11 protein-coding genes are annotated in these 12,254 nt (G+C 73.9%); 5 read left to right on the plus strand and 6 right to left on the minus strand.

Annotation, left to right across the window (positions count from 1 at the left end):
- Positions 1 to 5: 5 nt before the first annotated feature.
- A complete protein-coding gene (locus ACSURM_RS20130; RefSeq protein ID WP_436956803.1) occupies positions 6 to 2,399 on the minus strand; it encodes an ATP-binding cassette domain-containing protein in 2,394 nt (797 codons plus the stop codon).
- Between the two features lie 278 nt (positions 2,400 to 2,677).
- On the opposite strand from ACSURM_RS20130, the gene ACSURM_RS20135 reads away from it, so the two are divergent.
- The gene (locus ACSURM_RS20135) at positions 2,678 to 3,538 is read left to right on the plus strand and encodes a GNAT family N-acetyltransferase (protein ID WP_436956805.1); all 861 of its coding nucleotides are present in this window, start codon (positions 2,678 to 2,680) and stop codon (positions 3,536 to 3,538) included.
- A gap of 51 nt (positions 3,539 to 3,589) precedes the next feature.
- Here the strand turns inward: ACSURM_RS20135 and ACSURM_RS20140 are convergent, their stop codons facing one another.
- Together ACSURM_RS20140 and ACSURM_RS20145 are read right to left on the minus strand one after the other, a co-directional pair.
- Positions 3,590 to 4,690 carry an ABC transporter substrate-binding protein gene (locus ACSURM_RS20140; RefSeq protein ID WP_436956807.1) on the minus strand — a complete coding sequence of 367 codons (1,101 nt, stop codon included), beginning with the start codon at positions 4,688 to 4,690 and terminating at the stop codon, positions 3,590 to 3,592.
- 126 nt (positions 4,691 to 4,816) lie between these two features.
- Positions 4,817 to 5,158, minus strand: coding sequence for a hypothetical protein (locus tag ACSURM_RS20145; RefSeq protein ID WP_436956809.1), 342 nt, complete (start codon positions 5,156 to 5,158; stop codon positions 4,817 to 4,819).
- Positions 5,159 to 5,516: 358 nt separating this feature from the next.
- Here ACSURM_RS20145 and ACSURM_RS20150 point away from each other — a divergent pair, with 358 nt between their 5' ends.
- The 4 genes from ACSURM_RS20150 to ACSURM_RS20165 all read left to right on the plus strand — a co-directional run bounded on the left by ACSURM_RS20150 (position 5,517) and on the right by ACSURM_RS20165 (position 8,059).
- A complete protein-coding gene (locus ACSURM_RS20150; protein ID WP_436956811.1) occupies positions 5,517 to 6,365 on the plus strand; it encodes a putative RNA methyltransferase in 849 nt (282 codons plus the stop codon).
- A gap of 77 nt (positions 6,366 to 6,442) precedes the next feature.
- Entirely contained in the window at positions 6,443 to 6,931 is a 489-nt protein-coding gene (locus ACSURM_RS20155; RefSeq protein WP_436956813.1) for a helix-turn-helix domain-containing protein, read from the plus strand.
- A 79-nt stretch (positions 6,932 to 7,010) separates the two neighbouring features.
- Complete coding sequence (locus ACSURM_RS20160; protein ID WP_436956815.1) at positions 7,011 to 7,607, plus strand: hypothetical protein; 597 nt, start codon at positions 7,011 to 7,013, stop codon at positions 7,605 to 7,607.
- Between the two features lie 104 nt (positions 7,608 to 7,711).
- The gene (locus ACSURM_RS20165; RefSeq protein ID WP_391340315.1) at positions 7,712 to 8,059 is read left to right on the plus strand and encodes a DUF2516 family protein; all 348 of its coding nucleotides are present in this window, start codon (positions 7,712 to 7,714) and stop codon (positions 8,057 to 8,059) included.
- Positions 8,060 to 8,500: 441 nt separating this feature from the next.
- Here the strand turns inward: ACSURM_RS20165 and ACSURM_RS20170 are convergent, their stop codons facing one another.
- The 3 genes from ACSURM_RS20170 to ACSURM_RS20180 form a co-directional block, all read right to left on the minus strand.
- Positions 8,501 to 9,802, minus strand: coding sequence for a PP2C family protein-serine/threonine phosphatase (locus ACSURM_RS20170; RefSeq protein WP_436956816.1), 1,302 nt, complete (start codon positions 9,800 to 9,802; stop codon positions 8,501 to 8,503).
- Between the two features lie 269 nt (positions 9,803 to 10,071).
- Positions 10,072 to 11,145, minus strand: a complete 1,074-nt coding sequence (locus tag ACSURM_RS20175) for an NlpC/P60 family protein (protein WP_436956818.1) — start codon at positions 11,143 to 11,145, stop codon at positions 10,072 to 10,074.
- A gap of 224 nt (positions 11,146 to 11,369) precedes the next feature.
- Positions 11,370 to 12,164 (minus strand): class I SAM-dependent methyltransferase, encoded by a 795-nt coding sequence (locus ACSURM_RS20180; protein WP_436956820.1) that lies wholly within the window; start codon positions 12,162 to 12,164, stop codon positions 11,370 to 11,372.
- Positions 12,165 to 12,254 lie beyond the last annotated feature (90 nt).

Raw genomic sequence — 12,254 nt, forward strand, 5'->3', positions numbered from 1 at the left:
CGGGATCAGCGGCCGACGTACTCCGCCAGGTGCTCGCCGGTGATCGTGGAGCGGGCCGCGACCAGCTCGGCCGGGGTGCCCTCGAAGACGATCCGGCCGCCGTCGTGCCCGGCACCCGGACCCAGGTCGATGATCCAGTCCGCGTGCGCCATGACCGCCTGGTGGTGCTCGATGACGATCACCGACTTGCCCGCGTCGACCAGCCGGTCCAGCAGACCGAGCAACTGCTCCACATCGGCCAGGTGCAGCCCGGTGGTCGGCTCGTCCAGGACGTAGATCCCGCCCTTGTCGGTCATGTGCGTGGCCAGCTTCAGCCGCTGCCGCTCGCCGCCGGACAGCGTGGTGAGCGGCTGGCCGAGGGTGAGGTAGCCGAGGCCCACGTCGGCCAGATTCCGCAGGATCCGGTGCGCGGCCGGGGTACGGGCGTCCCCGCCGCCGAAGAACTCCTCGGCCTGCTCCACCGTCATCGCCAGCACCTCGCTGATGTCCCGGCCGCCGAGCCGGTACTCCAGCACCGAGGCGTCGAACCGCCGGCCCTCGCACTCCTCGCAGGTCGTGGCCACCCCGGCCATGATCGCCAGGTCGGTGTAGACGACCCCGGCGCCGTTGCAGGCCGGGCAGGCGCCCTCGGAGTTCGCGCTGAACAGCGCCGGCTTCACCCCGTTGGCCTTGGCGAACGCCTTGCGGACCGGCTCCAGCAGCCCCGTGTACGTCGCCGGGTTGCTGCGCCGCGAGCCGCGGATCGGGGTCTGGTCGACGAAGACCACGCCCGCGCCGGCCGGCACCGACCCGTGTACCAGCGAACTCTTGCCGGACCCGGCCACCCCGGTCACCACGGTCAGCACCCCGAGCGGGATGTCGACGTCGACGCCCTTCAGGTTGTGGGTGGCGGCGCCGCGGATCTCCAGCGCCCCGGACGGCTCGCGCACCGTGTCCTTCAGCGCGGCCCGGTCGTCCAGGTGACGGCCGGTGAGCGTACGGGCCGCGCGCAGCCCGGCGACGGTGCCCTCGAAGCAGACGGTGCCGCCGGCCGTACCGGCGCCCGGGCCGAGGTCCACCACGTGGTCGGCGATCGCGATGACCTCGGGCTTGTGCTCCACGACGAGCACCGTGTTGCCCTTGTCGCGCAGCCGCAGCAGCAGGTCGTTCATCCGCCGGATGTCGTGCGGGTGCAGACCGGCGGTCGGCTCGTCGAAGACGTACGTGACGTCGGTCAGCGAGGAGCCGAGGTGGCGGATCATCTTCGTACGCTGCGCCTCGCCGCCCGAGAGGGTGCCCGCGGGCCGGTCCAGGGAGAGGTAGCCGAGGCCGATCTCCACGAACGAGTCGAGGGTGTCGCGCAGTGAGGCGAGCAGCGGCGCCACGGACGGCTCGTCCAGCTCCCGCACCCACGCGGCCAGGTCGCTGATCTGCATCGCGCAGGCGTCGGCGATGCTGATCCCCTTGATCTTCGAGGAGCGGGCGGCCTCGCCGAGCCGGGTGCCGGCGCAGTCCGGGCAGGTGGTGAAGGTGACGGCGCGGTCCACGAACTCCCGGATGTGCGGCTGCATCGCCTCCCGGTCCTTGGCGAGCATGGACTTCTGGATGCGCGGGACGAGACCCTCGTACGTCATGTTGATGCCCGCGATCTTCATGCGGGTCGGCTCGCGGTACAGGAAGTCGTCGAGCTGCTGCTTGCTGAAGGTGCGGACCGGTTTGTCCGGGTCGTAGAGGCCGGACTCGGTGTAGAGGCGGTGGTTCCAGCCGCCGGGCTTGTAGCCGGGGATGGTGAGCGCGCCCTCGTTGAGGGACTTGTCCGCGTCGTAGAGCTGGGTCAGGTCGATGTCGGTGACCGTGCCGCGGCCCTCGCAGCGCGGGCACATGCCGCCGGTGATGCTGAACTCGCGGCGCTCCTTCACCTGCTTCCCGCCGCGCTCCAGGGTGACCGCGCCGGCCCCGCTGATGGAGGCGACGTTGAAGGAGAACGCCTTGGGCGAGCCGATGTGCGGGGTGCCGAGCCGGCTGAACAGGATGCGCAGCATCGCGTTGGCGTCGGTGGCGGTGCCGACCGTGGAGCGCGGGTCGGCGCCCATCCGCTGCTGGTCCACGATGATCGCGGTGGTCAGCCCGTCGAGCACGTCCACGTCCGGGCGCGCCAGGGTGGGCATGAACCCCTGGACGAACGCGCTGTACGTCTCGTTGATCAGCCGCTGCGACTCCGCGGCGATGGTGTCGAACACCAGGGAGCTCTTGCCCGAGCCGGAGACCCCCGTGAACACCGTCAGCCGGCGCTTGGGTATCTCCACGGTGACGTTCCTGAGGTTGTTCTCCCGCGCGCCGTGCACCCGGATCAGCTCGTGGCTGTCGGCGGCGTGCGGCGCCGACACCGGCGCGTCGTCCGTCCTCGTGGTCATGCTCATCGCCTCTCCGTCTGTGAAACCCCCGCCACGCTAGCGGCGCACCCCGCCCGACCGCTTCTCCATTCCTGACCTCATCTCCTGACCTCATCGCGGACCGGTTCCGACGACCGCTCCCTCCGGCCGTCGGGCCCCGATACCGCCGCGGGCCGAGGCGGTCTCCTCGGTCTCCTCCGGCGGCTCCGGCGGCTCCGGCGCGACGATGACGCCCCGGTCCGGCCCGGCCCGGCGGGGAGCGGCTCGGCGGGTTTCGGGCGGGGCTCGCGGCGGAAGTCTCCGGCATGCGACCGGATGACTGGCACCTCACCGAAGACGTCGACGCCTTCCTCGCCCGGGCCGGGGACTTCCTGCGCTCGCGCCCGGATCTGCACACCATGGCGCTGACGGTGACCGAGACCCTGCGCGCCGACGGCCCGGGGGCGTACGGCGCCGAGGCCCCGCTCCTCGGATACCTGGAGGAGTCGGGCGAGGTCCGCGCCGCCTTCCACCGCCGGGCCCGGGGTCTGCTGAGCCCCACCGTCCTCACCCCGGAGCGGGCCGACGCCCTCGCCGCCCGGCTGGCCGGCCTCGGCCACGTGCTCCCCGGGGTCAGCGCCGAGCAGCACACCGCCGCCGCGTTCGCCGAGGCGTGGCGGCGGCGCACGGGCGCCACGCCGGTCCTGCGCACGCAGCGCGTCCGCCTGTACCGGCTCGGCACCCCGGCCGCGCCGGACCCGCACGCGGAGGGCCGGGCCCGGGAGGCCGGCGAGCGGGACCACGAGCACCTCGTGCGCTGGTGCCGCGCGTTCACGGCGGACGTCGGGGAGGACTTCCCCGCGGACGACGCGGGCTGGCCCGGCACCCGCTTCGCCGCCAAGCGCTTCACCTTCTGGGAGACCCCGGACGGCACGCCCGTCTCCATGGCCGGCGCGACCCCGGTGGTCTCCGGCCACGTCCGGGTGGACCCCGTCTACACCCCGGCCCCCCTGCGCGGCCGCGGGTACGCGGGTGCGGTGACGACGGCGGTGGGACGGGCCGCGCTGGCCGCGGGCGCGCGCACGGTCGTCCTGTTCGCGGACCCGGCGAACCCCACCAGCACCGCGCTCTACCAGCGCATCGGGTACGACCCGGTCGCCGAGTTCACGGTGTACGACTTCGAGTGAGGCCGGACGTGAGCCGGGCCGCGCTGCTACAGCCGCCTCCCCGGCGCCCCCTCAACCGGTGTGCAGGACCCGGAAGCGGTCGAGGTCCGTCGGGTCCCGGTCGACGATCCGGACCGGCGGCCAGGCCCACTGCCGGACGCTGATGCCCGGTGCGCGGGAGAGACGGATCCGGCCGCGGGTGCCCTCGGTGTCGACACGCGCCCAGGACGCGGTGATGTCCGCCCGGTCCGTGCCGTGGGCGCGCAGGACGTCGGCGAGGACGGCGATCGTGTCGTAGCCCTCGAAGGCGACGAAGGAGGGGGGTCCGGCCAGCCGCGCGCGCAGGGCCGCCTCGACGCGGGTGCCGAGCGGGGTGAGGCGTTCGGGCAGGTAGCGCAGGAACGGGATCCCCGCGCCGTCGCCGCCCAGCAGCGTCGCCCACTCGGCGAACTCCGGCTGTCCGGCCGGGGCGCCGATCAGGACGCCGGTGAGACGCGGGTCGCGGCGCACGGACCTGACGACGGACGCGGCCGGCTCCGGGTGGCCGACCAGCAGGAGCAGGGCCGTCGCACCGTGGGCGGCGAGCGCGTCGCACAGGGCGGCGGGCCCGAGCACGCTCATGTCGAACTCCACGACGCTGCCGCCGCGCGGCGCGAGGCGCTCGCGCAGGATGCCGGTCCCGGACGCCCAGTAGACGCTCGGCTGGGTCGCCACGGCGATGCGGCGGTGGCCCGCGCCGAGCAGGAAGTCGGCGTAGACGCGCCAGCCGTGGGACTGCGCCGGGGCGATCCGGGCGACCCGTTCCGTCGGCTGGTCGGTGAGCGCGTCGAGGACCGCGGACGAGCACAGGAAGGGCAGGCCGAGGGCGTCCGCCCGGGCTGCGGCGGCGCGGGCGACGACGCTGTGGTACTCGCCCGTCACGGCGGCCACGCCCAGCCCGGCCAGTTCGTCCACGGCCGCCGCGGCCCGCCGCGGATCGGCCGCGGTGTCCCGCACCACCAGCTCCAGCGGCCGTCCGCCGACCCCGCCGGCGTCATTGACGTCACGCACGCCCAGTTCGAGCCCGGCGACCAGCTGCCGCCCCGCCTCGACCCAGCCGGGCGGCGACAACGGAGCGAGGGCCCCGACCCGGACCACCCCGCCGGCCCGGTCCACCCCGAGCGACGTACTCATACGGCGCCGCCCCCACCCGTCTCGCCCCGCCCCGGCGGGCCCACCCGATCGATCATGCGGGCCATTCCAACCACGGCCTCGACCGACGGGCAACCGATTATGCGCCGCCTCGCACTCCGGGGAGGCTCAGCCGGTGATCTCCCGGAGCAGGCGATGGCCCTCGTCGTACAGCTCCAGGACGAAGTCCGTCCCGGACCGGGAGAGCAGCGCGGCGAGGACATCGAGCTTGCCGGGGTCGACGACACCGTTCAGCAGGGTCTCCGTCCGGTCGAGCGGATCGAGCTCGACCCGGCACCAGTGCGTCTGGACCTCGTACCCCTCCCAGGACGACGACTGCGACATCCAGCCCGCCCCGACGAACAGCTCGGCCACGGCCGAGGTGGGGCGCCCGCGCAGGATCCCGCACAGATTGTTGGCGGCCTCCCGCCACCCGGGGTCCAGCTCCGGGCCGTCGTCCGAGATGTCCACGCAGGGATCCTTCCGGTTCAGGGGCGGGCGGGTCGCCGGCCGTGCGGCCAGGTCCGCGGCGACCATCCTGGCGGGCCGTCGCCACCATGGTCCTCCCGGCACAACTCCTGAGGCGAGGCACCCCAGTTGTCAGTGAGCTCGTAAGGTGGAGGCATGTGGACCCAGCACACCCAGGCTCTGTGATCGCGAGGCGTTGAGGGCGGTGCCGTGGGGCGTCGCCCTCCTTGGTGTGCCTGTCACGTGATCCGTCTTCCGTGCGCCGCCCACGCTGTGGCGGCTCGTTCTTCCGGAGACAGCGGCTTCTGAGCGCGCGCGTACAGGCACGGTCCTTCCCCTTCACCGTCGCCAGGAGTGCCTCGTGCCCGTCTCGCTTCCCCCTGCCCTGGAACCGTTCCTCGACGTGCTGCGCTGCCCGGTGTGCCGCGCCCGTCTCCGCCCCGCCCACGGCTCACTGCGCTGCCCGGCGGGCCACACCTTCGACATCGCAAGTCAGGGCTACGTCAGCCTCCTGACGGGGGGCCGCGCCACCAGCGGTGACGACGCGGCCATGGTCCAGGCCCGGCACCGGTTCCTGTCCACCGGCAGGTACGCCCCTGTCCACCAGACCCTGGCTCGTATGACAGCCGACGCCCTGCCGGGCCAAGGCAAGGTCCTAGACGTCGGATGCGGCACCGGCTACTACCTGGCCGGCGTGCTCGATCGACTGCCCGGCACCCGCGGCCTGGGGCTGGACACGTCGGCACGCGCCCTGCGCTCAGCGGCCCGGGCCCATCCGCGAGCCGCCGCGGCGAGCTGGGACGTCTTCCGCCCCTTCCCCCTGGCCGACCACGGGGTCGACGTCGTGCTGGACGTGTTCGCCCCGCGCAACCCGGCCGAGTTCCACCGAGTACTGCGTCCGACCGGCCGGTTGATCGTGGTGCGCCCCGTAGAGCGGCACCTGGCCGAGCTACGGGGCCGGATCCCCGGGATGGTCACGATCGACCCGGACAAGGAGCAGCGCCTGCGACAGGCGCTGGACCCCTACTTCCGGTCCGCCGGCACCCGGCACGTGGCCTACACCATGCCCCTGACCAGGCAGGAAGCCATCGACCTGGTGGGGATGACACCGAGCGCACGCCACCTGTCCCCCGCGGCCCTGACCGATCGCGGCCCCCTCCCCGCCCGGGCCACCGTCTCCGTACTGGCCACCTCCTACCGGCCTCGGTGACCTCGTGCCCACCCCGCGCGACACACTTTTGCAAGCGGGTGCTTGCAAAAGTTAGCGAGGGTGGGCAAGGTGGAGGCATGGCATCGCTGAACGTCGGCAATCTCGGTGAGTACCTGCGCGAGCAGCGGCGCAACGCCCAGCTGTCGTTGCGGCAGCTCGCCGACGCCGCCGGGGTGTCCAACCCGTACCTGAGCCAGATCGAGCGCGGACTGCGCAAGCCCAGCGCGGAGGTGCTCCAGCAGGTCGCCAAGGCCCTGCGCATCTCCGCCGAGACGCTGTACGTCCGGGCCGGCATCCTCGACGCCGAGCGGGACCGGGACGAGGTCGAGACGCGCGCCGTCATCCTCGCCGACCCCTCGCTCAACGAGCGGCAGAAGCAGGTGCTGCTCCAGATCTACGAGTCCTTCCGCAAGGAGAACGGATTCGGGACCGGCGAGGCGGCCGGGCCGGCGCGGGACGGGGACGGCGCCTCGGACCAGGGAACCGGCGGCGGCAGCAGTACGGCCGGCGGAGGCGATGCCGCCGGAAGCGACACCGACGCAGGCCGGCGGCGGACGGCCGGATAAGCCGGACCAGGGCTCGGACGCCCGCCGCGGACCTCGTCAACCCAGCCGAACGCGAATTCGATCCGGGAGGATCCCCACCATGGCCATCACCGACGACCTGCGCAAGACCCTCAGCGACCCGACCCCGCTCTACTTCGCCGCCGGCACCGCCGATCTGGCGCTCCAGCAGGCCAAGAAGGTGCCGGCCCTGGTCGAGCAGCTGCGCGCCGAGGCCCCGGCCCGCATCGACGCCGTACGCAACACCGACCCCAAGGCCGTGCAGGAGAAGGCCGCCGCCCGTGCCAAGGAGGCGCAGGCGACCCTGCAGACCAAGGTCGGCGAGTTCATCGGCGCCCTCGACGTGAAGAAGCTGGGCGAGACCGCCCAGGACCTCGCCCTGCGCGGGGTCGGCGTCGCCGCCGAGTACGCCGTCAAGGCCCGCGAGACCTACGAGAAGGTCGCCGAGCACGGCGAACAGGCGGTGAAGACCTGGCGCGGCGAGGCCGCCGAGGAGATCGAGGACCTGGCGATCGCCGTCGAGGGCAAGCCCGAGCCGGTCGAGGTCCACGACGACGAGCCGAAGCCGGCCGGGGCGAAGACCGGGCCCGCCGAGGAGAAGCCCGCGGCGAAGAAGGCCCCGGCCGCCCGCAAGGCCCCCGCCGCGAAGAAGACCACGCCGTCGGCCAAGGGAGAGTGACCGGCCGTACGGTCACGGGCCGGGCACCTTTGGGGTGTCCGGCCCGTTCTGTGGGTACGGTGGCGGCGTAGCAGGGGTTCGCGAATCAACGGACGGTGGGCGACATGCTGATGCTGGGCTTCGCGGGGTTCATGGGCATCTTGAAGATCATCCTCATGGCCCTGGCCGCGATCGGGCTGTTCGACGCCGCGTTCCGGCGGGAGGACGCCTTCCGCGCCGCGGACAAGCAGAACAAGGTCTTCTGGCTGATCATCCTCGGCATCGCGCTCGTGGTCAGCTATCTGTTCTCGATCCTGTCCATCCTGCCGATCGCCGGCGCGGTCGCCAGCATCGTGTACCTCGTCGACGTCCGCCCCGCCCTCCAGCAGGTGGGCGGCGGCCGGGGCTGGGGCCGCCGAGGCCGGGGGAGCAGCAGCGACGGTCCGTACGGGCCGTGGAACGGCGGCCGGTAGCGGCAGCCCGCGGAGGGGGCCCTGCCGAGCGCCGGGTACGGGTCGCCCGTGGCCGAGCCACGCGGCTGCGCCGCGTGCACGCGAACGGCCCCTACGCACCCGCACCCGCACTCGGCGACGGCGCGCCGGCCCTAGGACGGAACCTCTAGGCCGTCCGGCCCGCCCGCATCCGGTGACGGCGCGCCGGCGCTGCGGCGGGGCCCCCGCGCCGCCCGGTCCGGCAGACCACGGCCACGTCGGCGTCGGCGGCCACGGCGGAACCTCTACGCCGTCCGGCCTGCCCGCACCCGGTGACGGCGCGTCGGCGCTGCGGCGGGGCCCCCGCGCCGCCCGGTCCGGCAGGCCACGGCCACGTCGGCGTCGGCGGCCACGGCGGAGCCTCTACGCCGCTCGGTCCGGCAGGCCACGGCCACGTCGGCGTCGGCGGCCACGGCCGAGCCCCTACGCCGCCCGGTCCAGCAGCACCACGGCCACGTCGTCCGTCAGCTCGCCCCCGTTCAGCTCCCGGACCTCGTGCACCGCGGCCCGCAGCAGCTCCTCGCCGCGCAGTCCCTCGGCCAGCTGCCGGCGGATCATCTCCACCATGCCGTCCTGCCCCAGCCGCTCCCCGTCCACGCCGACCTTGCCCTCGATGAGCCCGTCGGTGTAGAGCATCAGGCTCCACTCGGAGCCCAGCTCCACCTGCATCCGGGGCCAGCGGGCGCCGGGCAGCAGGCCCAGGGCGGGGCCGTTGTTGTCGTAGGGCAGCAGCCGTGGCGCCCGGCCGGGGCGGGCTATCAGCGGGGCCGGGTGGCCCGCCAGGCACAGGCCCGCGCGGCGGCCGTCGGGGGCGATGTCCACCGTGCACAGCGTCGCGAAGATCTCCTCGTCGGCGCGCTCGTGCTCCAGCACCTGCTGGAGGGTGTTCAGCAGCTCGTCCCCGCACAGCCCGGCCAGGGTCAGCGCCCGCCAGGCGATGCGCAGCTCCACGCCCAGCGCGGCCTCGTCCGGGCCGTGCCCGCAGACGTCGCCGATCATGGCGTGCACGGTGCCGTCCGGGGTGCGCACGGCGTCGTAGAAGTCGCCGCCGAGCAGGGCCCGGGAGCGGCCCGGCCGGTAGCGGGCGGCGAACCGCAGCGAGGAGCCGTCCAGCAGCGGGGTGGGCAGCAGGCCGCGCTCCAGGCGGCGGTTCTCCTGCGCGCGCAGCCGGCCCTCGGCGAGGCGCCGCTCGGCAGTGTCGGAACGCTTGCGCTCCACGGCGTAGCGGATGGCGCGGCTGAGCAGCCTGCCGTCCAGCTCGTCCCGGAACAGATAGTCCTGGGCGCCCACGCGCACGGCCTCGGCGCCGCGCTCGGCGTCGCCGGAGGCGGTCAGCGCGAGCACGGCGTGCCGGGGCGCGAGCCGCAGCACGTGCCGGAGCACGGCCAGCTCGTCGTCGGTGTCGTCGCCGCCCGGCGCCGGGAGCGCCAGGTCCAGCAGGATGCAGTGGACGTCGTCGGTGAGCAGCCGCTCGGCCTCGGTGAGGTTGCGGGCGGTGCGCACGCGGATCGGCTTGCCGGCCGAGTCCAGCAGGTCGGGCACGATCGGCGAGCCGGCCGGATCGTCCTCGATCAGCAGCAGGGTGAGAGTGGCGCCGGTGCCGTGCGCGGGCGTGGCGTCGCGGTGCGCCTCTTCCTTGAGGGGGCCGCCGACGGCCTGCGGGGCCTGCGCCTGACCACTCTCCACGGCCGGGATCGCTCGCTGCCGCGGTACGGGTACGGGCATCGTCTTGGGTTCCTTCCCTCCCCCCGAGGGCACGGCGGCATCGAGGGTCTCGACCCACCGACGGGTGACCATAGCGGCTGGGACCGCCCCGGCGGAATGGTGTGAGCCGGGTCGCTCCGTCGTCCGCCGCCGTCATATGCCGCGTTCCGTACCGCAGTTGGACACGTCGGCGGGGCCTCGGGGATGACGAAGCTCACGTCCGGCGGGAGTTGGCCGTGCGGTCGGTCACGTGATCCAGGTCACCGGGGCGGACGCGGGTGCGGCGCCCGTCACGCGTCCGGTCGTACGACGCCCAGGATCGGCATCGAACCGGCGCCCGCCTCCGTCACCGTACGGCCGGGGCGCGGGGCGTGGATGACCGTGCCGTCGCCGATGTACAGCGCGACATGGCTGGCGTCGTCGAAGTAGATGACGAGGTCGCCGGGGCGCATGTCCTCCACGGCCACGTGCGGCAGCCGCCGCCACTGCTCCTGCGAGGTGCGCGGGACGGGGTGCCCGGCCGCGGCCCAGGCCTGGGAGGTCAGGCCGGAGCAGTCGAAGGAGTCCGGGCCCTCGGCGCCCCACACGTACGGCTTGCCGAGCTGCTCGGCGGCGTACTTCACGGCCTTCTCGCCCGGCGCGGACGCCTGGTCGTGGGCGTCCTCGAGGACGCCGGTGTCCAGCCAGGCGGTCTGCGCCTTCCGCGCGGCCTCCCGCTCCAGTTCGGCGAGGCGCTCCTTCTCCTTCTTCTCCAGCCGGGACTGGAGCTCCTCCGCCGCGTCGATCTGCTGCTCGATCTTCTTTTTGGCGGCGGCCTTGGCCTTGCGGTTGCCCTCCAGCCGCTTCCACTGCGCCGAGGCGTCGTCGGCGTAGGCCCGCAACTCCCGCTGGGTGCGGGACATCTCGGCCATCACCCCGGTCGCCGCGCGCTGGCCCTGGAGCACCCGGCCGGCGCCGTCGAGGAACCGTGCGGGGTCGTCGGTGAGCAGGAACCGGGCGGTGGAGGACAGGCCGTTGGTGCGGTACTGGTCCCGGGCCGCCGCGCCCGCCTGGTCCTTCAGCTCGTCCAGCCGCTGCTGCCCCTGGTCGATCTTCCGGGCCAGCGCCACGATCTCGGCGGACTGCTTCTCCGCCTTCTCCTCGGCCGCGTTGTAGGCGTCGGTGGCCACGGACGCGTCGTGGTACAGCTTGTCGAGCTTGCGGCGGACCTCCTCAAGGTCCTTGTCCGGCAGGGGAGTCGGCGCGGGTGTGGGCGTGGGTACGGGTGCGGGGGCCGCGAACGCCGTGCCGGGTGCCGCGAGGACGGTCACCGCGCAGACCACGGTCAGGGCGGCCGTGAGCAGGCCGCGCTTTCCCGAACCCATACCTGTTTCCCCCAAACTGATTTACCGTCAGTAACTTACGGTCGTCTGAGGGATCGTGCCACGGTCGCGCGCAAAGCGACAGAGGCCGTCGGGCACCGGATGCTCCCCGGCGGGCCGCCGGGTGCGGCGATCACCTCGCCGGTGTGACGAACGGGACGCGGGAAGCGTTCCCCCGCACGTGTGTCCGGCTCGGCCGGCGGACAACCCACCGGCGCCAACGCCGCCTAGCCCACCGGCGCCAACGCCGCCCAGGCCACGGTGACTTCGCCCTGCCGCCAGCGGGCCGGGGCGTCCGTCACCGGCCAGTCGGCGGTCAGGTCCCGCACCGCGCGCATCCAGCGCTGGCGGGCGCCGTAGGAGGCGTAGGGCGCGGCGGCGGCCCAGGCGCGGTCGAAGTCGCGCAGGAAGGCGTGCACAGGCTCGCCCGGGACGTTGCGATGGATCAGCGCCTTCGGCAGCCGCTCGGCGAGATCGGAGGGGCGCTCCAGGGAGCCCAGCCGGGTGGCGAAGGTGACCGTGCGGGGCCCCTCGGGGCCGAGTGCCACCCACACGTGGCGGCGGCCGATCTCGTCGCAGGTGCCCTCGACCAGCAGCCCGTCCGGGGCGAGCCGCGCGCACAGCTGCCGCCACACCGGGGCGACCTCGGCCTCGTCGTACTGGCGCAGCACGTTCGCGGCCCGGATCAGCACCGGCCGCCCGGGCACCGGCACCTCGAAGCCGCCGTGCCGGAAGGTCAGGCCCTCGCGCTCGTACGGCCGTGCCCCCGCGACCCGGACGGGATCGATCTCGACGCCGACCACGCGGGTGCGGGGCGCCGTCGTGCGCAGTCGGGACAGCAGTTCCACGGCGGTCCAGGGCGCGGCGCCGTAGCCCAGGTCGACGGCCACGGGGTCGTTCGCGCGGCGCAGCGCGGCGCCGTGTGCGGCCGCGATCCAGCGGTCCATGCGGCGCAGCCGGTTGGGGTTGGTCGTCCCGCGCGTCACCGTGCCCAGCGGCCGGGACGGTGCGGGGGTTCTCATGGATACGAGGGTAAGGGGCGGCCACCCTTCGGTGAGCCTCGGCCGAAGCCGCCCGTAATCGAACGGTTGTACGTAAATAGGTAATGATTC

This window comes from Streptomyces sp. SudanB182_2057, assembly GCF_964272715.1.
GTDB lineage: Bacteria > Actinomycetota > Actinomycetes > Streptomycetales > Streptomycetaceae > Streptomyces > Streptomyces rubradiris.